We start from the raw sequence: 22,424 nt of genomic DNA, 5'->3' as shown, positions 1-22,424 counted from the left end.
AGTCGTTGCTGGGCGGCTGAGCGGAGGAGGGGCCGGGCGCCGCCGGTGTGCGGCGGCGCCCGGCCGGCATCAGTTCTGCGCGGGTTCGGCCGGTTCCGTCAGGCGCCCGGCGAGCATTCCGGTGAGCGCCGCGGTACTCCCGTAGGTCCACAGGAGCGTGGGCGACAGCTTCATGCCGAACGCCGATTCCAGTCGGTTGCGCAGCTCCAGGCTCATCAGCGAGTCAAGCCCAAGGGACTTGAAGGGGGCTTCACGGTCGATGGAGGCAGCCTCGAGCCGCAGCACCCGGCCGGCCAGTTCCCGGACCTTGCCCTCGACCAGCCCGGGGCGTTCGGCCTCGTCCGCCCGGCGCACCCGGCCCAGGAACTCCTCGCCGCCGCCCGGCCCGCCGCCGTCCCTGGCCAGCGCGGCCATGACCGTCCAGCTCGGCTGCGCCGCGGTCTCCGGGTAGGCGTCGAACCAGTGCCGGGCGTCCAGCGGTACGTAGGACACCACCCGGCCGGGCCCGCCCAGGAGCCGGGCGAGGGCCTGCCAGCCCTCGGCGGCGGTGAACCCGGACATGCCGTGGTCGGCCAGCCGGGCCCCGCGGATCTCCTCGTCGGCGGCGAGGCCGATGTCGGCGAACGGGCCCCACTGGACGGCGAGCGCGGGCCGCCCCCGCCGCCGCCTGGCCTCGGCCAGCGCGTCCATGAAGACGTTGCCCGCCGCGTACCCGGCCTGGCCGGGGTTGCCGACCAGTCCGGCCACCGAGGAGAACAGCACGAACAGGTCGAGCGGATCGTCGGCGGTCAGCTCGTCGAGGTGGCGTGCCCCGTCGACCTTGGGACCCAGCACCTTCGCCAGTTGCCCGGCCGTCAGGGTCCCGATGACCGCGTCGTCGAGGACCCCCGCCGCGTGGAACACCCCGCGCAGCGGCGGCAACTGGGCACGGACCGCGTCCAGGGCCGAGGCCAGCGCCGCCCGGTCGCACACGTCGACGGAGAGGGTGGTGACCTCGGTGCCCCGGGTCCGGAGCGCCTCGACGCGGCGTTCGGCGGCCTCGCCCGGCCGGGAGCGGCCCAGCAGGACGACGGAGCGGGCGCCGCGGTCCGCGAGGAACTCCGTGAGGGACAGCCCCAGCGCGCCCAGACCGCCGGTGACCAGATAGGTGGCGTCGGGGCGCAGCCGGCCCCCCGGCAGGGCCTGCGGGGCGACGGAGGCGACCTGCTCGGGACCGGTGAGCACGAGCTTGCCGGTGTGCTCCCCGCGGGCCATGGAGCGCAGCACCTCGGCCGCGTCGGCGAACGGGTGCTCGGTGACCGGCAGCGGCGCAAGGGTGCCGTCGGCCACGCGCCGCCACACCTCGTCCAGGATCCGCGCGAAGCGTGCCGGGCGGCGGGTGATCAGACCGGCCACGTCGACGGCCGCGAAGCTGGTGCCCTTGGCGAAGCTGCGCAGGCTGACGGTGCGCGAGGCGTAGATGTCCCGCTTGCCGACCTCGACGAACCGGCCGTCCTCGGCCAGCACCGCCAGGCCCCGCTCGATCGCCGCGCCCGCCAGGGAGTTGAGGACCACGTCCACACCCCGCCCGTCGGTGATCCGGCGCACCTCGTCGGCCCAGGACAGGTCCCGCGAGTTCAGGACGTGTTCGATGCCCATCTCCCGCAGCGCGGCGCGCTTGGTCTCGGTACCGGCGGTGGCGACCACGTGGGCGCCCAGCGCGCGGGCCACCCCGATCGCGGCGAGCCCCAGTCCGCCGGCCGCGGAGTGGATCAGTACGGTCTCGCCGGACTCCAGGGCCGCCTTGTCCGCCAGGGCGTGCCAGGCGGTCGCGGTGACCAGCGGCAGGGCGGCGCCCTGTGCGGGCGTCAGCCCCTCGGGAAGCGGCCTGACGTGCTCGGCGCGTGCCGTCAGGTGCGAGGCGAGCGCCCCGAACCCGCAGGCCACCACCCGGTCGCCGACGGCGATCCCGGTCACCCCGGGGCCCACCGCCGTGACCGTGCCCGCGCACTCTCCGCCCAGCAGCCCGGCACCGGCCGAGTCGTCGGGATAGGTGCCTATGGCCTTCATCACGTCGATGAAGTTGACCGCGGCAGCCTCGACCGCCACCTCGACGCGGCCGGCGGCCGGCGCGCTGCGGGCCAGCGGTCGGAACTCCAGCCGCTCCCACAGCCCCGAGGCGTCCGGCCGCAGCCGGAACGGCTGGGCCGCCCCCGCCCACGGCAGCCGTGCCGTGTCGGGGTCCTCCTCCTCGCCACGCACCAGCCGGCCCACCAGGCGCCGGTCGCCGCGCAGTACGGTCTGGTCCTCGGCGTCCGCGGACAGCAGCAACGCGGCCAGCGGCCCGGTCCAGTCGCCGGCCGCCGTGCGCACGTCGACCAGCGACGCGGCCAGCTCGGGGTGCTCGCGGCGCAGTACCCGGCCGAAGCCCCAGTACAGCGCCGCCCCCGGGTCGGGCGACTCGTCGGCGGACACGCCCTGCGCGCCCTCGGTCACCACCACGGTCCGCGGCGGCACCGGCAGCGCGGTGGCCGCCCGGACCACCTCGGCCAGGTCCAGCAGGCCCGCCCGCTGCTCTTCGAGGCCGCGCCGCCCGCCGGGGGCGAGGAAGACCAGCCCGTCCGGGCCGTCGCCCTCGCGCAGCCGGTCCGCCGCCTCCGGCCCGGCCGGCAGCACGGTGGCGGTCGCGCCTTCGGCGGTGAGCGCGGCGGCCAGTTCCTCGCCGGTGCCCGCGCCGTCGTACAGCACCCAGTGGCCGGTGCGGGTGGCGGTGAGCGCCTCGTCGGCGGGCCGGAACTCCAGCCGGTGCAGCCGCGCCGGGTCCACCGACTGCTCCTCGTCCGCCGCGACGGTCTGGAACCCGAGGCCCGTCATGCCCAGCACGGGCCGGCCCGCGTCGTCGTGGCAGACCAGGTCGAAGGTGCCGTCGTCGCAGCGCCGGGCGTGCGCCGTCACGGCGGTCACGGTCGCGTCCGGGCCGACGGCGAAATCGACGCGGGCCACCGCCGTGGGAACGACGGTGGTGTCGCCCGGCACCAGCGCGAGGGTGACCTGGAGTACGGCGTCCCACAGCGCGGGGTGCAGTTCGCCGGGGCGTACCCCGGCCAGGCAGGCGTCGGGGAGCCGCACCGTTCCGGCGGCCCGGTCGCCGGACACGCGCAGCCCGGTCACGCCGCGGAAGGCGGGGCCGTAGTTCAGCCCGCGGGCGGCGCAGTCGGCGTAGAAGGCCTCCGCCGCCACTTCCCGGGCGTCCTCGGGCAGTTCGGCCGGGACCGGCAGCTCCCGGCCGCCCGCGCCCACCCGTGCGGTGGCGTGCCGGGTCCAGGAGTCCGCGCCCTCGGGCAGTGAGGTGAGGGTGAAGCCCGCCGAGTCGGCGCCGTCCTCGCGCCACACGGCACCGACGCGGACCGGCTCGTCGGTGAGCGTCAGATCGCTGCGGAACCGCACGGAGTGCAGGGCCTCGGGGTTCGCACCGGTGCGCAGGCGGGCGGCGGCCACCGCCAGCGCCAGCATCGCCGCGCCGGGCAGCACCACGGCGTCGTACACCTGGTGGTCGCGCAGCCAGGGCAGGTCGTGCAGGGACAGTTCGGTACGGCCCTCGTGCACGTCCTGCTCGGTCGCCGCGGGGGTGAAGGCGAAGGTCAGACCGCCCGGACCGGCAGTGCGCCGGGGCGCCTCGGGCAGCCAGAAGCGGGACCGCTGCCACGGGTAGGGCGGCACGGCCGCGCCCGGCCGGGCGGGCAGCGTGCCGAACGGGGCCAGGCCCGCCGTGTAGGCGCGGCCCAGCGCACGGGTGAAGTCGACGAGCGCGCCCTCCTCGCGGCGCAGGCTGGACAGCACCGCCACCGGCGTCTCGCGGCCGGCCGCCAGTTGCTCCACGGCGGGCGTCAGCACCGGGTGCGGGCTGATCTCCACGACATGGGTGACCCCGTCGTCCAGCAGGGCGGACAGGGCGTCCGCGAACATCACCGGCCGGCGCAGGTTCGCGGCCCAGTAGGCGGCGTCCAGTTCCGTGCCGTCGACCTCCCGGCCGACCACCGTGGACATCATCGGCACGGCGCCGGCGCGCGGCGTGATGGGCGCGAGCACCTCGACCAGTTCGTCGGTCAGCTCGTCCATGTGGTGGCAGTGCGAGGCGTAGTCGACGTTGACCAGCCGGCAGAACGTGCCGTCCGCCTCCAGCAGCTCGCGCAGCATCAGCACGGCGTCCGTGTCGCCCGACAGCACGCAGGACGACGGGCCGTTGTTGACGGCCAGGGACACGCTGTCCTCGAAGCCCTCCAGCGCCTTCTCGGCCTGAGCGACGCCGAGGTCGACGGCGAGCATGCGCCCGCGGCCGGCCGTGCGCTTGGCGAGTCGGCTGCGCAGCGCGATGATCCGCGCCCCGTCCTCGTAGGACAGGTGCCCGGCGATGGTCGCCGCCGTCACCTCGCCCTGGCTGTGGCCGACCACCACGTCCGGTGCGACGCCCGCGGCCCGCCACAGCTCGGCGATGCCCAGGGACATCGCCCACAGGGTGGGCTGCAGCATCTCGACGTGCTCCAGCCACGCCTCGCCCTCCGTCCCGGAGACGATGCCCTCCAGGTCCCACGGGAAGTGCGGCTCAAGCGCCTTCGCACAGCGCCGGATCACCTGCGCGAACAGCGGCGACTCGACGTACAGCCGCCGGCCCATGCCGGCCCACTGCGAGCCCTGTCCGGGCAGCACGAAGGCGACCCGGCCGCGCTGTCCGGCCCGTCCCGCGACCACGCCCGGGATCTCCGCGCCGGGATCGGCGGCGAACAGGCCCAGCCGGTCCCGCAGTTCAGCCGCGTCACCGGCGACGACGGCGGCGCGCGCCGGGAAGTGGTCGCGCTCGTTGGCGAGCGAGCCGGCCAGGCGTACGACACCGTCGGCGTCCTCGGGCAGCGAGGCGAGCACGTCCTCGGCGCGGCGGCGCAGCGCGGCGTCGTTGTGCGCGGACAGCGGCAGCAGCAGGGCGCCGGACGCGGTGACCGCGGGCGGCTCGTGCACGGGCGGGGTCCGCAGCACCACATGGGCGTTGGTGCCGCCCCAGCCGAAGGAGTTGACGCCCGCGTACAGCGTGCCGTCGGCCGGCAGGTCGACCGGCTCGGTGGCGACCTTCAGATTGTGCTCGGTGAACGGGATCTTCGGGTTGGGGTCCTCGGCGTGCAGGCTGCGCGGGACGTGCCGGTGACGCAGCGCCAGCACGGTCTTGACCAGCCCGGCCAGTCCCGCCGCCGCCTCCAGGTGACCGATGTTGCTCTTCGCGGAGCCGATGAGCAGCGGCCCGGAGCCGGCCGGGCGGGTCCGGCCCAGGGCGCTGCCCAGCGCCTCCGTCTCGATCGGGTCGCCGCGCAGCGTGCCGGTGCCGTGCGCCTCGACGTAGGCCAGCCGGTCCAGGGGGACGCCGGCCCGCGCGTACACCTGGCGCAGCAGCTCGGCCTGCGCCTCGATGTTGGGGGAGACCAGACTGTGCCCGCCGCCGTCGTTGTTGACGGCGCTGTCCACGATGACGCCGTGGATGCGGTCGCCGTCGGCGATCGCCCGGTCCAGCCGCTTCAGCCAGACGCCGACCGCGCCCTCGCCGCGCACGAACCCGTTGGCCTGCGCGGAGAACGCCCGGCAGTGGCCGTCCGGCGACAGGCCGCCGAAGTGGGTCAGCCCGATGGAGTTGTCGGGCGCGAGGATCAGGTTGACGCCGCCGACGAAGGCACCGTCGAGGTCGCCGGAGCGCAGCCCGCCCGCGGCCAGGTCCAGTGCGACCAGGCCGGAGGAACAGCCCGTCTCCACCACCATGCTGGGGCCGCGCAGCCCGAGGAAGTACGAGATGCGGGCCGCGATGATGTCCAGGGCGTTGCCGACCGCGGTGTGCTGGGTGGTCGGTACCCCCCGCTCCTTGCGGGTGGACTGGTAGTCGTGCCACAGCGCGCCCACGTACACCCCGGTGCGGGTACCGCGGACGGCGGCGGCCGGGACACCGGCGTGCTCCAGCGTCAGCCAGCCGATCTCCAGCATCAGCCGCTGCTGCGGATCGAGGTCCTCGGCCTCGCGGGGGGAGATGCCGAAGAAGCCCGGGTCGAACTGGTCGACGTCCTCCAGGAGCGCCGCCACCGACGGGATCTTCTTGGCCGGGTCGAGCTGCGCGGAGGTGTCCCAGCGTTCCGGCGGCACCGGACGCACCGCCTCCGAGCCCTCGGTGAGCAACCGCCAGTACGCGTCGATGTCCGGGGCTCCCGGGAAGCGGCCCGCCATGCCGATCACCGCGATCGGCACCCGCTGCTCCCCGGTGGACGGGGACTCGTCACTCATGCGCGCTCACCTCGTACGTGCTCGGGTCTGCGGCGTCGGCCGCGCGCGGCCCGCCGGTGCGGGCCAGGGCCAGGTCGACGTCGTCGATCGCGTGCCGGGCGTTGATGACCTTGTTGAAGATCCGGTACTTGCCGGGGAAGGAGTTGAGCAGCCGGAAACGCAGCCGGCGCAGCCGTACCCCGCGCGGGTCGCCGACCGCCAGCGCGGCCTCCTGCATCCGCTGGAAGCGGGTGACGTGCGTCTTGTGCGCGCGCCGCGCGGCCACGAAGCCGGCCAGCTCGGCCCGGGTGACGACCCGTTCGGGACCGCCGCGGGCGAGTGCCTCGGACAGGACCGGGACCAGCGTGATCGAGTCCTGCATGGCGAGGTTGACGCCCTGGCCGAGGATCGGCGTCGCCGTGTGCGAGGCGTCCCCGATCAGCAGCAGGCCGTCGCGCGCCCACTGCTCCATCTCCGCGGTGAAGATCTCCAGGAAACCCGTGTCGTTCCAGGACCGCAGATGCTCGTCGACCAGCGGGGCGAGCTGCGGGGAGATCCGCATGATGCCCTGCTTGAAGGCGTCGAAGCCCGCGGCGCGCAGCTCGCCCAGCCCCCGCTTGGGCAGGTTGTGGCCGACGCGGAGCGTGTCGGGGAACGTCGGCAGGATCACCAGGTGCTTGTCCCGCTCGACGACGAGCTGGGCGGCGCTGCCCCACTCCGGCGGCCGGGGCAGCTTGAACGACAGGAAGTCGCGGGCCATCGGCTGGATGTCGGCGGGGAGCCCGGAGGCCTTGCGGACCTTGGAGAACCGCCCGTCGGCGCCGACGACGATCCGGGCACGCACCGACACGCGCTCCTCGCGGCCCCGGCCCAGCACCGCGCCGCGTATCTCGCCGCCCTCCTCGATGAGCGAGGAGAAGCTCCAGCCCTTCAGGTAGTGGTAGCCCTGGAGGTCCTCGGCGGCCCGGTTGAAGATGCGGATCAGGGCGGGCTGCGGAATGTCGATGGGCAGCGGCTGGTCCTTGAAGCGGCGGTAGTCGACGTGCAGGACCGGACGCTGCTCGGCGACCGTGGTGACCGAGGTGGTCTCCAGGAAGCCGTGCGCGCGCAGGGCCGGGCCGAAGCCCAGCCGGTTCAGCGACGTCACCGACGGCGCGGCGATGGTCTCCCCGCGGAAGCTGCGCTCCAGGTCGGTCTGCTTCTCCACCAGGACGGTACGGATGCCGCGCCGGGCCAGCAGCGTGGCGAGCAGGGAGCCGGCCGGGCCGCCCCCGATGACGAGCACGTCGGTCTCGGCCGGCGCACGGCCGGCCCCGGACGGGTTGGTGTGATCGGTCATGCCGGCTCCCAGTTCTCCAGCCGGCTCTTCACGCCGGCGAGGATTTCGGCGGCCATCGCGCCGTCGATGACGCGGTGGTCGAAGACGAGCGAAAGGGTCAGCACGGGCGCGACGACCACGCTGCCCGCGCGTACGGTGGCGGCATCGGCGATGTTGCCGACACCGAACCCGAGCGTCCCGGAGATCAGCGGCAGGATCGCCCCGACCGGCTCGTGGCCGATCGAGGTGACCGAGAACGTGCCCTGCAGCAGAGCCCGCCGCCCCGGGTCGCGGGACATGACCCGGTACAGCAGCCGGAACACCGGCAGCGGCAGCCGCTGGAGCCGGCGCACCCGCGCGAACGGCCCCTCCGGGTCCTCCACCCGGGCCTTCTTGTAGACGTCGATGGTGCTCTGCACGCCGTGGACGTCCTTGTCCTGGACGTCCGGGACCGTGCCGGAGACCACGCAGCGCTGACCGTCGACGGTCTTGTCGAACAGCACCTTGGCGTGCACCGACGGCGACACGCTGAGCCGCGGCGCGAGCCCGCCGCGGAACACCGCGCGGGCCTGCGGGTACTTGTCCAGGACGTCGGCGGCGGCCTTCACCACGTAGCTGACGTAGGAGGCGGGCCGCTCGGCCGCGGCGCGCGCGGTCCGCAGCGCCGTGGCGTCCACGTCCGCCATCAGGTAGACGTGCGCGGTGCGCCGGGCGTCCGCCAGGAAGACGTACGTCCCCCGCCGGGCCGCGGGCAGCGGGGCCGTGCTCATCGAGGCACTCATGGCGCCTGCCCCTCGGCGGCGGCCACCAGCGCGCCGATGTCCCCCGCGGTCTGTGCGGCGGCGAACCGCTCGTAGTCCAGCGGGGCACCGGCCTCGCGCTCCAGGGCGACCAGGACGCGCAGCGCGTTGACGGAGTCCCAGCCCTCGATCGCGGACAGCGGGGTGTCCGGGCCGAGGAGGTCCTCGTCGGCGTCCAGCAGCCGGGCGATCGTCTCGACGGCCGTCCGCATTGCCGAGTCCAGGGCGGATGCTGTTCCCTCAGGGGGCATGGAAGGTCCCTTCGCCGGGGCCGATGCGCACCCATGCGGGCAGCTCGGCGAGTTGGGTGAGGTCGTGCCGGAAGTCGCCGTCCCGACCGGCGAAGCCGAGAGCGGGGTAGAAGTCCGCGAACCGCGCGTTCTTCGCCGTCGGCACGTGGCGTCCGCGTACGGCGGGGGCGCCCGCCTCGCGCGCGGCCCGCAGCACGAGCCCGACGACCGCGTCCTCGACCGAGCGGGAGAACACCCGGCAGGACAGGACGAAGTTCTCGATCAGCCAGGTGCCGTCCGGCTCGCGGACCAGGGTCAGCGCGGCGGCCAGGCCGTTGTCGCCGAAGGCGTCGGTGACCCGGACGCCGAAGCAGCCGGCCGAGCCGTCGGCGACCGCCCGGGCCAGCTCGTCCGCGCCGTAGCGGATGCCGGTGAGGTTGAACTGGTTGGTCTTGCCGAAGAGCTGGGCGATGCGCGCGGCGTTGAGCGGGCCGTGGGCCTCCACCGTGACGACGGTGTCCAGCTCGCGCAGGTAGTCCTCGATGCCGCCGGTGCTCTCGCGCAGCCGCTCCCGCTCGGCGCGGGCCCGGTACATCGCGCCCCGGCCCCGGTCCTCCTCGGTCAGCCGCAACTGGTTGAACCGGCCCGACGAGGCGAGCGCGGCGGCGTAGCCCGCCGGATCGCCCGGCAGGTCCACGACCGCCACCTCCGGGCGCCGGCGGGCCATCAGCCCGCGCTCCGCCGGGTTGTCGTCGACGAAGACCATCGCGTCGGTGCCGATGTTCAGCTCGGCGGCGATGTCCGCGAGATTGCCGGGCTTGGGCTCCCAGTTGGCGCGGAACGCGGCGAAGTCCCCGGTGCGCAGCACCATCTCCGGGTGCGTGTCGACCGCCTCACGGGCCACCGCGTCGTCGTTCTTGGAGCACACGGCGAGCAGGACGCCCTGCCGGGACAGGTCCTTGGCCAGGTGCTGCAACTCGCTGTGGGCCGAGCCGGGGAAGGCCCCGCCGATCTTCAGCGCGCCGACACCGTCGTCGCCGACGACCCCGCCCCACAGGGTGTGGTCCAGGTCGAGGACCAGGCACTTGGCGGCGCGGCCCAGCCGGGCCAGCACCACCCGGGCGACCTCGCGGGCGTAGGCGTCCAGGAACTCCGGCCGGTAGGCGTGCGCGGCGATGTGCCGCATGCGGTCCGTGGCCGCCCAGCCGGTCTCGGCCCGGGCGGCGACGGCGTCGGCGGACAGCACGACGGTGCCCGGACGTTCGGCGAGGTCGAGCACGGCCGCGTTCATCCGCTGCCAGGCCGCCTCGATCCGCGCACGGGTCGCGTAGTCCAGGTACCGGTCGCGCCGCCCGGCGCTCAGCGGCACGGTGTTCAGCACCGCGAGGGTGCCGAGATGACGCTCGTACGCGTCGAGCCAGGCCGCCAGTTCCCCGGGGAAGGCGGCGCAGCGCGCCACCACCTCGTCGGCGTCCAGCGGGTCGGTGACCTTCTCGAAGACGGCGGTGTCGTCGAGGAGGCAGGCGGTGACGGCGGGCCGGTGGTCCTTCAGCGTTGGCGCGCCGGCCAGGATCTCGACCCGCCACTGGTTGAATCCGGTGGCCGCCGTGTCCGGCTGGACGCCCTCGGCCAGCAGCGCGGCCGTCAGCAGCGGCGGCACCGGGTCGGCGGTGGAGGAGGCGAGCAGCGCCAGCGGGACCGGGGTGAACGCGCCGGACTCCGCGAGCGCGGTGCGTGCAGCCCGGGCGCCGAGCAACGCGCCGGCCGCCTCCCGGTCGACGGGGTCCGCGAGCGCGGTGAGGACCGCACGCACCCGGTGGGCCGCGTCGCCGAGTTCCCCGGCGCGCTTGAGCGCACGCAGCTCCGTGAGGTCGCCGGTGGCGGCGGGCCGGGCGGGGGCCGTGGTCATCGCGGGTCTCCGTCCTGGTGGCGCAGGGCCAGGCCGGACAGGATCCACTTGGAGGACTCGACGTTCGCGACCAGCAGCCGGCCGCCGACGCCGAGGCCGGAGCGGATTCGCCCCATGGCCCGGCTGAGCTGGACGAAGGGCACGGCGTTGCCGTTGTTTCCGGTGTCCGCGACGCAGTTGACGGCCTGTTCGGGGCGGACGCCCAGACGCTTGCGGATGCCGTCGGTCATCACGCCGTTGAGCTGGGGCAGCAGGACGTGCTCGACGTCCTCCAGCCGCCAGCCGGTCTCGGCCGTCAGCTCCTTGAAGATGGTCTCGGCGTGCTCCGGCACGTGGTGTTCGATGGCCTTGTAGTCCTCCTCGCCCCACGGCTCGCGCACCGGTCCGTCGGGGCCGTCCGTCACCGGCGCGCCCTCGGTGCCGAACCAGCGCGCGATCTGCGCCGGGGAGCGGCCCATGCCGGTGGTGCGCAGGAAGAGGTGTTCCACCAGCAGCCCCGGCCCGTCCGGGTCGGCCTCGACGACGACCGCACCGGCGCCGTCCCCGAACAGGGCGAAGTTGATCAGCTCGGCCGGTGACATGCCGGCGATCTCGCCGCTGGAGGGGAAGAGCTTCAGACAGGTGTCGGCGCCGATGACCAGTCCCCGGCGCAGCCCGGAGGCCAGCAGGGCACGGGCGGTGTAGAGGCCGGTGAGGGCACCGGCACAGCCCGACATGAGCTGGAAGGTGGGTACGTCGTTGAGGCCGATGCGGTCGGCGACCAGGTTCACGGTGGCCGGCATCAGGTGGTCGGGGGAGGCCGTGGTCAGCACGAGGAAGTCGAGCGACGCCACGTCGGCACCGGCGTCGGCGAGCGCGGCGGTGGCCGCGGCCACCGCGAGGTCCGAGGTGGTCCTGGGTACCGAGGGCGGGGAGTCCGTCCGGCAGAAGTACCGGGTGCGGTTGCCCGTCATCATGTCCAGCCACTTCTCGTGCAGCCCGAAGCGCTCGGCCATGTCACGGTTGGTGACCGGCTCGCCGGGGAGCACCTCGCTGAATCCGCTGAGCCTCATGCCGCCACCTCCGAGAGGGCGGTGTTGACCAGCCGGAGCAGGGCGCGCGGTGTGTCCGCGGCGGCGATCCGGTCCCGGTCCAGCTCCACGCCGTACTCCCGCTGGATGCGGCCGGTGGTCTGGAGCAGCATCAACGAGTCGCACTCCAGGTCCTCGAAGACGACGTCGAGGGCCCGGGTGTCGATGACGCTCGGGGACCCGTGGTCCTGGAACTCGAGCATGATCTCGCCGAGTTCCCGGAGGGTGAGTTGTGCCATGGTCGGTTACCCCTTCGCAGGCGGCGGTTCGTCCGTTCGGCGTGGTCGGGCCGGGCCGGGACGCCATCTCACGGAGCAGCTGCGCGCGCCGGGGAGGTGACGAGTGCGGTCCGAACACGGTCCAGGGGCCGGGACAGCCGGCTTGTGGCCTCTGTCCCGGCCCGGGCGCCTCCGATGGACGCCGCCCCAGGTCCCGAAGCGGTCTCATCGGCGAGTCCACAGTGGCGGTGCGGCCTTGACACGACCTAGAGCCGGGGTGGAAGCGGACCACCCCCGTGCCGGACGGCGGATCCGGCCCACCGGCCCTCCGGCCCTGCGGCCCACCGGGCTCCGGACGCGCGACAGGGCGGCCCGTGCGGAGGGGCCGCCCTGCGGGTGTGCGGGTGCCGGTTCAGTGGTCCAGGGTGCCGATGGCCGCCAGGATCTGCCGGTTCAGGGCCGTACCGGCGCGGGTGTCCGGCTGGTCCGAGCGGCGGGTGTCCTGCAGCGCCAGCGCCGCCAGATGGCCTGAGGGCAGGTCGAACGTCGCGAACCGCCAGGTGTCGTCGGCGACGGGCGTACCGTCGGACCGTTCGAGCAGGATCGTTTCGGCTGCCGGGGTCCCGTCCTCCACCGCCGGCCCCCGCTGCGCCACCGTGCGGAATCCGAACTCGGTGAACGGGAAGCGCAGCCCCTGCCCGAGCGCCTTGCTGTACGCCTCCTTCAGCGTCCACAGGGAGAGCAGCACCCCGTTGCGCTCCTCGTCCGCCGTCGCCGCCAGCCGCAGCCGTTCCGGCGCCGTGCACATCAGCGTCTCCACGTCCCGACCGCTGAGCCGTCGCTCCCGGGGCTCCGCGTCGACCCCGATCACCCCCAGCGAGGTGATCCCGCACAGCAGCAGGTCACCGGTGTGGCTCAGGCTCACGTCGATCTGGTCGTGACCGCGCAGGTGCACCCGCCCGTTGAGCCCGTAGCTCAGCTCCAGCGAGTCGGCCTCCGTGCCCAGCGCGACCGCCGCGGTGCACCGGATCAGCAGCCGGGTGGCCAGGAACCGGTCGCGCAGTTGCCCGCCCCCCAGCCTGTCGTAGCGCGCCCAGTCCCGCCCGAGCAGGAAGCGGCGTTCCTCCTCCGGCGGCAGTTGCGGCCGCCAGTCCGCCAGCGAGGCGTACACCAGACCCACGCCCGACGTGTCCAGGTCGTGCAGGAGCCGGGCCCACGGTCCACCGGGCCCGTCGACCCGGCTCGGCGGGCACAGGGGCGGCCGGGGGCCGCCGCGCAGCGGGCTCATCCCGCGCACCGGGTGCGCAGCAGGTCCAGACTGTGCGGGACGCGGACCCGCTCCAGCACCTCGTCGCACAGCCGGCCCTCGATCGAACGGGGCAGCGCGGGCACGGACCTGCCGATCCGGCGCAGCAGCCGGTGCAGGGCGAGCGCCGCCCACGCCGGGTCGGTGAGGAAGTCGTCGCCGCCCGCCCCCGCGTTCAGCCACACACCGACGCAGGCCGCCGCGGCCAGCACCAGCGCGTACCGCTCGCTGAGCGGGAAGCTGTGGGTGTCCAGCAGCAGCCCGCCCGCCGACGCGGTGAGCCTGCCGGCCTCCTCGCGGATCTCGGCGGCCTCGGCGCACAGCCCGGCGACCAGGTCCCGCATCAGGTCCGTGTGGTCCTGCCCGGTGAGCGCGTCGGGCAGCCGGAGCGCGGCGTGGTCGAGGTAGTCGAGCAGCCCGTCGCCGCCCCCGAACACGGCGAGCCGCTCGCCGTCCATCGGCGGCAACGGCACCTCCAGCCGGAACAGGTCGGCCGGGGTCGGGGCCACGGCGGGCGCGCCGGGTGCCAGGGCCGGCAGGTAGGGCGCGATCACCGACTGGCAGATGGCACTGCTGACATGCCCGAACGTGATGGTGGACAGGTCCCGCATGTGCTTGCGGAAGACGGCGTGGTGGCCCTGGTCGGCATGGAAGGCGTCGCCCATCACGGCCGACAGGTCGTACAGGGCCTCACTGACTATCTTGGGCACGATGTACTTGGTGACCGCCGTGAGCACGTCGCACTGGTCGGGCAGCAGATGCACCGAACGGCTCGCCGTCAGCGAGAGGCAGTCGGCGACCAGCAGGTCGGCGAAGGTGCCGGCGAGCGCCGAACGCGCGGAGGCGTCCCCGGCCGCCCCGCCGAACTCCCGCTCCTGCGCGGCGCGCACCGCGGCCCGCAGGGCCGTGTCGGCGAGTCCGACGGTCATGGCGGGGAAGACGGCGTGCACCGCGGGGTAGGCGCGCAGGCTCAGCGCGACGCCGTCGCCCCAGGTGCCGACCAGTGACTCGCCCGGCAGCGGGCAGTCGGTGAACTGCAGGCCGGCCGCCTGCACGCCCCGCACTCCGGTCGTGCGGTGCCGGCCGAGGGCCCGCACCCGCGAGGGCGGCACCGTGGCCGGGTCGAACATCAGGATCGAGTAGTCGGTGTCGCCGTCGCCGGTGCGCACGAAGCCGATGAGGAGCTCCGCCGTGTGCGCGTTGTTGATGGCGTTCTTGCGGCCGTTGAGCCGCAGCATGCCGTCGTCGCTCCAGGCGGCGGTGTACTCCTGGGAGTGGAACTCGCTCTCGTGCTCGAAACGCTGGCAGGCCACTCCCACCGTGCCGCCGCGCAGGATCACCGAGGCCATCCGGCCGCACTGACGGGCGTCGCCGTTCAGCCAGACCATCTGGGCCCCGAGGAACGGGGTGAAGCCGTGGCTGAAGGCCAGCGCCGTATCGCGCCGGAAGACCGGCCGCATCACCAGGCCGAGCAGGTCGGCGCCCGCCATCCGGCCGCCGAGCGACTCGGGCACCAGCTCGGCGGGCAGGCCGAGGCTCTGGAACCGTCGGACGCCGACCGCCGAGGTCTGTCCCGACCGGTCCGCATCGAGGACCGCGTCGAACCCCATCGGGTTGTCGGGGTGCCACGGGTCGCCCAGGCCGTCCTCGATCTCGTCGAGACGCGCCCGGAGCCGGGTCAACCGGTCGGGCCGCCATTGTGTGTCGTCGCCGGTGACGGCGGCGAGGATGTCGTCGTGTTCGTACATGGTCACCCCAGGGCGTGGAGAGGGGTCGCGAAGGACAGTCCCCCGCACGGTGACCCCACGGGCTGGAGACGGCCTCGACCGGGAGTCGAGGCGGCGTTCCCGGCCCGCCGCCGACGGCCGGTGTCCGAGGAGATCGGGCAGGCGGTCCCGGGCTGTCAGGGGCGCGCGGCCCGCCGGGGCGGCGCCACCCCCTCCACCAGCCAGCGCCGTACCGCGCGGCTGGACGCGGTGGGGCCGACCCCGGCCGGGAAGGCCCGGAACTCGCTGCGCTCCAGGGCGAGTTTCAGCAGGGCCAGGTCCTGCGGCGGGGTGAGCGGGTCGTCGGCCGCGTAGCCGACCCGCACCAGCCCGCTCAGGGGGTAGAGCGTCTCCGGGCGCAGGGCCAGGGCGCCGAGCACCTCGGGCAGCAGCTCCCGGCGGCAGGCCCCGGTCATCCGTACGAGGGCGTCCAGCTCGCCCGTCGGCAGGGACAGCAGCCGCTCCGGTTCGTCGAACAGCCGGGCCACCGGGGCGCCGACCAACTGGACCACCCGGATCCGGTCGTCCCGGGCGGCGGCGCCCAGCGCGAGCCGCCCGCCGAGACCGAAGCCGATCACCTGGAGCTCCTCGACCCTGGCCGCCCGCGCCCCGTCGTCGACGATCCGCGACAGCGGCGCCTCGGGACGGCCGGAGCCGAGCGGCGCCCGGGGCGGCCCGGTGGCGAGCACGGTGTACCCGCGCCGCACCAGCCGGTCGAGCAACGGCGCGTACCGGTGCGGCCCGCCGAGGCCCGCGGTGACGACGACCACCAGGGGCCCGGGAAGCCGGCCCGGTGCTCCTCCCCACCACACGGGCCCCTCGGCTGCCATCAGGCCCTCGCCACGTGACCGGTAACGGGCCTGGTCATCACTCACTCCTCCCACGGCGGCACGAGGGCACGCGGGTCCTGGGGAAACGGAACGAGTGTCCGCGCAGCTCCTCGAGTGCCGCTGAAGCCGACGGCGGGGCAGGGCGGGGCCCGCCGTCGAGCAGGGTTCGAGCCGGACGTGAGCGTGGAGCGGGACGCTGCCGGGAAGAGGACCGGATCGACGGGAGGAGAGGGCGTGACGGGTGGGGGAGCGAGACGCGGCCGGGCGTTGCTGCGCCGGACGGAGGGCGTGCTGACGGCCGTCTACCGGGCGCTGGTCGTCTCCGGCGCGTGCTGGGTGCCGCTGCCGGAGGACGAGTGGCGGCGGCTCCTGGGCGGGTACGCGGGCACCGGGCCGCACGGGCGGCTGACGGGGCCCGGGCCCGGACATCCCGAACGGCTGCGGCCGGACGTGCCGCTCACCTCGCTGGAGTCGCGGCTGCGGTGGGAGCTGGACCTGCGCTGAGCGGGGTGCGGGCGGCGGGACGGGTCAGACGGTCAGCCGGCCGGCGGTGTCCCGGGACCCCGCCGCGTCCGTCGGCGCCGCGTCCGTCGGCACCTGGACCACCAGCCGGAAGACCCCCGCCTCGTCGTCGCGGTCGGGCCCCACGCGCAGCCCGCCCCCGACGGTGGCGACCCGGGCGGCCAGGTTGCCGAGCCCCGTGCCGTTGGGCACCGTGCTCTTGGGGACCGAAGTGTCGCTCCCGACCCCGTCGTTGACCATCTCCAGCTCGACGAACTCCTCCTCCTCGTCCAGCGAGGTGGTGATCGAGCAGGTGCTGGACTGGCTGTGCCGCAGCATGTTGGTCACGCCCTCGCGCAGCACCGTCGCCAGGATGGTGTTGGCCGTGGACGACAGGCCGGTGACGGACACGTCGATCCGGGCGTCGATACCGGCCGCCTTCAGGACCGAGCGCGCCGACTCGGCCTCCACCAGCAGCGACATGTCCCGGTAGCCGCGGGCCACTTCGCGCACGTCGGCCAGCGCCTGCCGGGCGATCGTGAGCACCTCGGCGACCTCTTCGCGGGCCCGCTGCGGGTTGCTGTCGATCAGGCGGGCGATCAGCTCGTTCTTCAACGTGATGGACGAGAGGCTGTAGCCGAGCAGGTCGTGCAGATCGCGGGCGAATCGCAGCCGCTCCCTGGCGACCGCCATCCGCGCCAGCTCGTCCCGCGACGCGTGGATCGCGGTGGCGAGTGCGGCCAGCCGGGCCACCGCGAAGAGGACGAGTCCGGTGAGCGCCGTGGACACCCCCATGTAGGCGACATTGACGACGCCGAGCGACTGCAGCGCCGAGATCACCACGACGGCGACCGTGGTGAGGCCGAACAGCACCCAGCCGGTGACCCGTGGCAGCAGCAGAAGTAACGATCCTGCGAGAAATCCGGCCATACCGCCCCAGTGCCAGCCGAACGCGATCAGCGGAGCGAAGGTCAGCGCCGTCTGCAGGACGAGGCTCCACGGCAGCAACCGGGCGCGCGCGGCCGCCATGTGCGGTGCGGAGTGGAGGTACTGCAGGGCCGCCAGGGCCGGCGGGACGCCCACACACGTCAGGAGTTCCGCGCCGCCGGGAGCGGAGTCCAGCACATTCACCAACTGCATGAGCAGATAGCCCGCGAAGACCACCACGACCAGTACCGAGGCGATGGCCGGACTGGGGGCCGCGGAACTGACCGCCGCCAGGTCCGGCGCGGCGGAATTCGTTCGCTTGGGCGGAACCCTTCTTCTCCGTTCAGCCTGCTGCGGCACCCGACCTCCAGTCGTCCTGGATCCCCCGAACCGGCGTCCGAATCATAACGGAGGTGGCCATCCTGTGGAGGGTACACAGAAAGCTTCCGGGGAGATGCCCGGATTCCCGCGAAACGTCCTGCTCAACGGCCCGATTGACGCGGGTATATGGCGACCAGTGAAGAATTCACATCCCCACACATGAGGCGTTAACTGGCTTCGGGCCAGTGGTATTGCGTTAACTCATGCCCAGCACAGAGGGCACCACCCCGGCAGTACCGATCGCGAAGGACAGTCCGGCGCCTGGGCACACCGCCGCGGATGGCAGAGTTCCGGCCACCGCGCCCGAGGCTCTCCGGCGCCGCCCACGCGGTCGTCCGCACTCCGTACGACGCCCGGCCGGCCGGCCCGCGACGCGACGGCCGTTGGCGTGAAACGTCCGGGACACAGCGCACCGCACGTCCAGTGCAGCACCGACGAAACCGGCGCCCGTGGCGCCGTGCGATCCCAAGGGAGTCACCATGAACCAGTCCGTCCTCACCGACCCGCAGATCGACTCGGCCCTCGCCACCCCCGACGACGAGCTCAGGTTCGCCGAGTTGATGACCCGCGCGTTCCTCGACCCGGCGACCGCCCGGCGCTACGCCACCGCCCCGTCCGCCGTGCTCGCCGAGTTCGGACTCGCGGCCGGCGCCGGCGCCCGTACCCCCGCGCTGCCGCGGCCGGCCGGGCAGGGCGTCGTACGCGAGGACTTCTCCGGACTCGGGGACGCGAGCGTGTGCCTGCTGACGCTGTGCATCGCCGACACGGAGTACGGCACCGGGGCCGAGCCGGCCACCACGAACCGCTGATCCGACCGGACCGCACGACGACTTGGGGGACGCAGTGCTGAGAGTGGGGTTCAGAAGACACGTACGGGCCGAGGTCGTCCCGGGCGAGGGCACGTACGTCGTGTCCGAACGGGGCATCGTCGCCTTCGAGGACGACCGGGTGGAGGTGGTCGCGCCGCTGCTGGACGGCACCAGGGACTTCCGCACCCTGGTCGCCGACGCGGCGCCCCGGTGTTCCGCGATCGACGTGGCGATGGCCATCGGCCGGCTGAGCGAGGCCGAACTGCTCAGCGGAGACCCCGGACCGGCCGCCGGGCCGGGCACGGACGGGGCCGCCCCCGAAGGCCCCGCCCCCGAAGACCCCGCCACGCACCGCGGGCCGGGACCCGCCACCCTCCGGGACACCGTCGTCGAGCCCGCTCCCGTCGCCGGTGCCGCCGCGGCCTACTGGGAACTGGCGGGTGCGCCGGGACCGTTGAACCCCCTCACCGTACGGGTCGAGGCGCTGGGCGGCGCCGACGCGCGGGCCGCCGCCCGGACCTGTGCGGCCTCCGGCCTGACGGTGACCGACGATCCGGCGGACGCCGGCCTGACCCTGGTGTTCTGCGACGACTACCTGGACCCCGCCCTGCGCGTCCTGGACGAACGCCAGCGCGCCGCCGGGAGACCCTGGCTGCTGGCCAAGCCGCACGGGACCACCCCCTGGGTCGGCCCGGTCTTCCGGCCCGGAGAGTCGGCCTGCTGGCAGTGCCTGGCCCACCGGATGGCCGGCCACCGCACCACCGAGGCCCATCTGCGCGCCCGCCTCGGCCGCGCGGTGCCGCACCCGCCGGCCGAGACCCCCGCGAGCCTGCTGCTCGGCCACCAACTGGCCGTCGCCGAGGGCGTGAAGTGGCTGGCCGGCCACCGCTACGCGGGCCAGGACGGAGTACTGACCTTCGACACCATCGGATTCACCAGCAGACTGCACCCGCTGCGGGCCCGCCCCCAGTGCCCGGGCTGCGGCGATCCCACCCTGGTGTCCCGGCAGGTGCTGCGGTCCGTGACGATGCGCTCCCGCCCGAAGGCCGAACGCACCGGCAACGGCCACCGGGCGGTCTCCGCGGCGCGCACCCTGCGCGCCTACGAGCACCTGATCAGCCCGATCACCGGAGTGGTCAAGGCGGTGGAACGCGACCCCCGCGGCCCCGCCGAGTTCAACTCCTTCCGCGCCGGACACAACCAGGCCCAGGGCGCGCACGGACTCACCGGCGCCGCCGCCCGGCTGCGCAGCGAGAGCGGCGGCAAGGGGATGACCGAACTCGACGCCCGGGTCGGCGCGTTGTGCGAGTCCCTGGAACGGCACTCCGGCACCTTCCAGGGTGGAGAAGCCGTCGTCCGCGCGAGCTGGCACGAGGTGGCGGACCGTGCCGTGCACCCCGCCGACTGCCTGCTCCACCACCCCCGCCAGGGCGTCGCCCCGTTCGACGAGTCCGCCCCCGTCGACTGGACGCCCGTGTGGTCCATGACCGGCGGTGAGCACCGCCTGCTGCCCACGGCCCTGCTGTACTACGACGCACCGCGCACCCCCGGACTCGGCGGTGTGCGGGCCGACTCCAACGGCAACGCGGGCGGCACCAGCCTCGAGGACGCAGTCGTCCAGGGCTTCCTGGAACTCGTGGAGCGCGACGCCGTCGCCCTGTGGTGGTACAACCGCACCCGTCAGCCCGGCGTGGACCTCGACTCCTTCCGGGAGCCCTGGATCGACCGCGTCCGCGCGGTCCATGCCGGGCTGGGACGCGAGGTGTGGGCCCTCGACGTCACCTCCGACTTCGGAATCCCCGCCTTCGCCGCGATCACCCGGCGCACCGGCGGCGCCACCGAGGACATCCTCTTCGGCTTCGGCGCCCACTTCGACCCGTCCGTGGCACTGTGCCGCGCACTGGCCGAGATGAACCAGATGATGCCGGCCGTGGTGAGCGCCGGGCCGCGGGGAACGGGCTACGGGTGCCCGGACGAGCGGCTGACCCACTGGTGGGCCACCGCGACCGTGGCCGGGCACCCCTACCTGCTGCCGGACCGCACCACCGCGCCGCGGGCCCGTCGCGACTACCGCTACGCGCCCCGCGCCGACCTGCTGGACGACGTCACGGCCATCCGCGCTGCCGTCGCCGAGCGGGGCATGGAACTCCTCGTCCTCGACCAGACCCGGCCGGACGTCGGCCTCCCGGTGGTCAAGACGATCGTGCCGGGCATGCGTCACTTCTGGGCCAGGTTCGCGCCCGGCCGGCTCTACGACGTACCCGTGGCACTGGGCAGACTCGCCGAACCGACGCCGTACGAGCGGCTCAATCCGGTGCCCATGTTCCTGTGACCGGCGGGTCCGGCTCCGGCAAATGTGCCAGTCGGTCCGGTACGTCCCGCCGCCTGTTCAAAATCGCGGTAATACGCCGAACCCGTCTGTTCACGAGTCACTCTCGTCACCGGCTCCGGCACGTAGTGTGGTTTCCGGCCAACTCCGTGCGGGGGCGCGGACGGCCTGAGGGGGTGAGAGTGCACTCGTGGTCAGGATCCTGATTGCGGAAGACATGCGCATGCTGAGACGGGCTCTGGTGGAGCTGATCTCCATGCAGCCCGACATCGAGGTCGTCGCCGAACTGGAGTCGGGCGCCGAGATCGTCAGCCGGGTGGCGGACCTCGAACCGGACGTGGCCGTCCTGGACATCGAACTACCCGTCCTGGACGGCCTTTCCGCGGCCCAGGAGATGCACGAACGCGGACTGGCCACCCGGGTGCTGATCCTCACCAGCCTCGGCCGGCCCAACCATCTGCGCCGCGCCCTGGACGCCAACGTCCGCGGGTTCGTGCTCAAGGACGCCGGACCGGACCGGCTGGCCGACGCCATCCGCGCCGTCGCCGGCGGCGACCGGGTCTTCGACCCCCAGTTGACGCTCGCCGCACTCGACCACGCGGAATGCCCGCTCACGCCGCGCGAGACGGACGTGCTCCGCCTGGCCGCGGCCGGAGACGACGTCGGGGAGATCGCCCGGAGCCTGCACCTGTCCGTGGGCACGGTGCGCAACTACCTGACGACGGTCGTCTACAAGCTCGGTGCCCGCAACCGCGTCGACGCGATCCGCATCGCCCGCTCGTCGGGCTGGTTGTGAGCGCCCCCGGGTGAATCCCTCACGGCGCGGTCATGAGGGATTCACCCGGGATCCGGTTCCCGCTCACTGGCCCGCCGCGCGCGCCGCGTGCGACGGTCTGTTGAACCGGGGACCACCGGTCCGCGGGACGACCGTCCAGGGAGGGACACCCATGAAGCTCACCGTGCTGGGCCCGTTCTCCGCCGCCATCGACGGTGTTCCGATCGTCCCCACCGCGGCCAAGCCCCGCCAGATCCTCGCCCTGCTCGCGGTCCAGGCCGGCCAGGTCGTCACCGTCCCCTCCGTCATCGAGGAGGTCTGGGGCGCCGACGCCTCCCCGAAGGCCCACATCAGCGTGCAGACGTACGTCCTGCAACTGCGTACGTTCATCGGCCAGGCCCTGGGCGACCCGGCCGCCGCCCGCGAGGTGCTGGTGACCCGGCCCGGCGGCTATGCGCTGCTGACCGGACCCGACGCGGTCGACGCGCACGTGTACGACCGGCTGTGCGCCGAGGCGCAGACCGCGGTGGAGCGGGGCGACGACGCGCGCGGAGCCCGGCTGTTCCGCACGGCGCTCGGCCTGTGGCACGGCGACGCCTTCGCCGACGTGTCCACCGGTGCGGTGCTGGGCCTGGAGGCCATGCGGCTGCGACAGAGCCGGACCGGCGTCACGGAACGCCGGATCGCCGCGGAACTGCGGCTCGGCGCCCACCGGCGGCTGCTGCCCGAACTGGCCTCGCTCACCGCCGCCCACCCGCACGACGAGGCCCTCCAGGCGCTGTACATGAGGGCACTGGACCGCTCCGGCCGCCCCGAGGACGCGCTCGCCGTCTACGACGCCCTGTGCCGGCGCCTCGACGAGCAGTACGGTCTGCTGCCCTCACAGGAACTGCGCCGCCTGGCGGCCGGGGTGCGCCCCCGGGCGGCGACGACCTCCCCCGCCTGACCCGGCACCGCCCCGTCGCGAGCCCCGTTCCGGGGACGG

The 22,424-nt window shown here is 74.1% G+C and carries 16 protein-coding genes; 5 read left to right on the top strand and 11 right to left on the bottom strand.

The window, feature by feature from the left end; all coding sequences use genetic code 11:
• Window positions 1-69: 69 nt before the first annotated feature.
• The 10 genes from ACH4D3_RS21970 to ACH4D3_RS21925 form a co-directional block, all read right to left on the bottom strand.
• On the bottom strand, window positions 70-6,291 hold the full coding sequence (locus ACH4D3_RS21970) for an SDR family NAD(P)-dependent oxidoreductase (RefSeq protein ID WP_398324327.1): 6,222 nt from the start codon (window positions 6,289-6,291) through the stop codon (window positions 70-72).
• Window positions 6,284-7,609, bottom strand: coding sequence for an FAD-dependent oxidoreductase (locus ACH4D3_RS21965; protein WP_398324325.1), 1,326 nt, complete (start codon window positions 7,607-7,609; stop codon window positions 6,284-6,286). The genes ACH4D3_RS21970 and ACH4D3_RS21965 overlap by 8 nt, the downstream gene beginning before the upstream one ends.
• Entirely contained in the window at window positions 7,606-8,370 is a 765-nt protein-coding gene (locus ACH4D3_RS21960) for a 2-oxo acid dehydrogenase subunit E2 (protein WP_398324324.1), read from the bottom strand. The genes ACH4D3_RS21965 and ACH4D3_RS21960 overlap by 4 nt, the downstream gene beginning before the upstream one ends.
• Complete coding sequence (locus ACH4D3_RS21955; RefSeq protein ID WP_398324323.1) at window positions 8,367-8,639, bottom strand: acyl carrier protein; 273 nt, start codon at window positions 8,637-8,639, stop codon at window positions 8,367-8,369. The genes ACH4D3_RS21960 and ACH4D3_RS21955 overlap by 4 nt, the downstream gene beginning before the upstream one ends.
• The gene (locus ACH4D3_RS21950) at window positions 8,629-10,527 is read right to left on the bottom strand and encodes an HAD-IIIC family phosphatase (RefSeq protein ID WP_398324321.1); all 1,899 of its coding nucleotides are present in this window, start codon (window positions 10,525-10,527) and stop codon (window positions 8,629-8,631) included. Before ACH4D3_RS21950 ends, ACH4D3_RS21955 begins: the two co-directional genes overlap by 11 nt.
• Entirely contained in the window at window positions 10,524-11,579 is a 1,056-nt protein-coding gene (locus tag ACH4D3_RS21945) for a 3-oxoacyl-[acyl-carrier-protein] synthase III C-terminal domain-containing protein (protein ID WP_398324319.1), read from the bottom strand. The genes ACH4D3_RS21950 and ACH4D3_RS21945 overlap by 4 nt, the downstream gene beginning before the upstream one ends.
• Window positions 11,576-11,836: an acyl carrier protein gene (locus ACH4D3_RS21940; RefSeq protein ID WP_398324317.1), complete on the bottom strand. Its 261-nt coding sequence runs from the start codon at window positions 11,834-11,836 to the stop codon at window positions 11,576-11,578. The genes ACH4D3_RS21945 and ACH4D3_RS21940 overlap by 4 nt, the downstream gene beginning before the upstream one ends.
• A gap of 391 nt (window positions 11,837-12,227) precedes the next feature.
• Window positions 12,228-13,103 carry a 4'-phosphopantetheinyl transferase family protein gene (locus ACH4D3_RS21935; RefSeq protein ID WP_398324315.1) on the bottom strand — a complete coding sequence of 292 codons (876 nt, stop codon included), beginning with the start codon at window positions 13,101-13,103 and terminating at the stop codon, window positions 12,228-12,230.
• Window positions 13,100-14,869, bottom strand: a complete 1,770-nt coding sequence (locus ACH4D3_RS21930) for an acyl-CoA dehydrogenase (protein WP_398324314.1) — start codon at window positions 14,867-14,869, stop codon at window positions 13,100-13,102. The genes ACH4D3_RS21935 and ACH4D3_RS21930 overlap by 4 nt, the downstream gene beginning before the upstream one ends.
• Before the next feature lie 155 nt (window positions 14,870-15,024).
• On the bottom strand, window positions 15,025-15,717 hold the full coding sequence (locus ACH4D3_RS21925) for an alpha/beta fold hydrolase (protein ID WP_398324312.1): 693 nt from the start codon (window positions 15,715-15,717) through the stop codon (window positions 15,025-15,027).
• Between the two features lie 234 nt (window positions 15,718-15,951).
• Between ACH4D3_RS21925 and ACH4D3_RS21920 the strand changes: the two genes are divergently transcribed.
• Complete coding sequence (locus ACH4D3_RS21920; RefSeq protein WP_398324310.1) at window positions 15,952-16,221, top strand: DUF6059 family protein; 270 nt, start codon at window positions 15,952-15,954, stop codon at window positions 16,219-16,221.
• A gap of 24 nt (window positions 16,222-16,245) precedes the next feature.
• Here ACH4D3_RS21920 and ACH4D3_RS21915 read toward each other — a convergent pair whose 3' ends face one another.
• Window positions 16,246-17,505, bottom strand: coding sequence for a sensor histidine kinase (locus tag ACH4D3_RS21915; protein WP_398324308.1), 1,260 nt, complete (start codon window positions 17,503-17,505; stop codon window positions 16,246-16,248).
• A gap of 500 nt (window positions 17,506-18,005) precedes the next feature.
• On the opposite strand from ACH4D3_RS21915, the gene ACH4D3_RS21910 reads away from it, so the two are divergent.
• The 4 genes from ACH4D3_RS21910 to ACH4D3_RS21895 all read left to right on the top strand — a co-directional run bounded on the left by ACH4D3_RS21910 (window position 18,006) and on the right by ACH4D3_RS21895 (window position 22,385).
• Window positions 18,006-18,335, top strand: a complete 330-nt coding sequence (locus ACH4D3_RS21910; RefSeq protein WP_398324307.1) for a hypothetical protein — start codon at window positions 18,006-18,008, stop codon at window positions 18,333-18,335.
• Between the two features lie 43 nt (window positions 18,336-18,378).
• The gene (locus tag ACH4D3_RS21905; RefSeq protein ID WP_398324305.1) at window positions 18,379-20,667 is read left to right on the top strand and encodes a TOMM precursor leader peptide-binding protein; all 2,289 of its coding nucleotides are present in this window, start codon (window positions 18,379-18,381) and stop codon (window positions 20,665-20,667) included.
• Between the two features lie 187 nt (window positions 20,668-20,854).
• Window positions 20,855-21,460: a DNA-binding response regulator gene (locus tag ACH4D3_RS21900; protein WP_398324303.1), complete on the top strand. Its 606-nt coding sequence runs from the start codon at window positions 20,855-20,857 to the stop codon at window positions 21,458-21,460.
• A gap of 151 nt (window positions 21,461-21,611) precedes the next feature.
• Window positions 21,612-22,385, top strand: a complete 774-nt coding sequence (locus ACH4D3_RS21895; protein WP_398324301.1) for a BTAD domain-containing putative transcriptional regulator — start codon at window positions 21,612-21,614, stop codon at window positions 22,383-22,385.
• The last annotated feature ends 39 nt before the right edge of the window (window positions 22,386-22,424 follow it).

This window comes from Streptomyces sp. NPDC018026, assembly GCF_044327745.1.
Lineage (GTDB): Bacteria > Actinomycetota > Actinomycetes > Streptomycetales > Streptomycetaceae > Streptomyces > Streptomyces rubrogriseus.
This window is presented reverse-complemented; position numbering and strand designations above follow the sequence as displayed.

What these genes read in the sequence shown, in the direction of transcription:
- ACH4D3_RS21910 (WP_398324307.1), top strand. Translation starts at nt 18,006, where the DNA reads ATGAACCAGTCCGTCCTCACCGACCCGCAGATCGACTCGGCCCTCGCC.
- ACH4D3_RS21940 (WP_398324317.1), bottom strand. Translation starts at nt 11,836, where the DNA reads ATGGCACAACTCACCCTCCGGGAACTCGGCGAGATCATGCTCGAGTTC.
- ACH4D3_RS21945 (WP_398324319.1), bottom strand. Translation starts at nt 11,579, where the DNA reads ATGAGGCTCAGCGGATTCAGCGAGGTGCTCCCCGGCGAGCCGGTCACC.
- ACH4D3_RS21930 (WP_398324314.1), bottom strand. Translation starts at nt 14,869, where the DNA reads ATGTACGAACACGACGACATCCTCGCCGCCGTCACCGGCGACGACACA.
- ACH4D3_RS21950 (WP_398324321.1), bottom strand. Translation starts at nt 10,527, where the DNA reads ATGACCACGGCCCCCGCCCGGCCCGCCGCCACCGGCGACCTCACGGAG.
- ACH4D3_RS21970 (WP_398324327.1), bottom strand. Translation starts at nt 6,291, where the DNA reads ATGAGTGACGAGTCCCCGTCCACCGGGGAGCAGCGGGTGCCGATCGCG.
- ACH4D3_RS21925 (WP_398324312.1), bottom strand. Translation starts at nt 15,717, where the DNA reads ATGGCAGCCGAGGGGCCCGTGTGGTGGGGAGGAGCACCGGGCCGGCTT.
- ACH4D3_RS21965 (WP_398324325.1), bottom strand. Translation starts at nt 7,609, where the DNA reads ATGACCGATCACACCAACCCGTCCGGGGCCGGCCGTGCGCCGGCCGAG.
- ACH4D3_RS21960 (WP_398324324.1), bottom strand. Translation starts at nt 8,370, where the DNA reads ATGAGTGCCTCGATGAGCACGGCCCCGCTGCCCGCGGCCCGGCGGGGG.
- ACH4D3_RS21895 (WP_398324301.1), top strand. Translation starts at nt 21,612, where the DNA reads ATGAAGCTCACCGTGCTGGGCCCGTTCTCCGCCGCCATCGACGGTGTT.
- ACH4D3_RS21955 (WP_398324323.1), bottom strand. Translation starts at nt 8,639, where the DNA reads ATGCCCCCTGAGGGAACAGCATCCGCCCTGGACTCGGCAATGCGGACG.
- ACH4D3_RS21935 (WP_398324315.1), bottom strand. Translation starts at nt 13,103, where the DNA reads ATGAGCCCGCTGCGCGGCGGCCCCCGGCCGCCCCTGTGCCCGCCGAGC.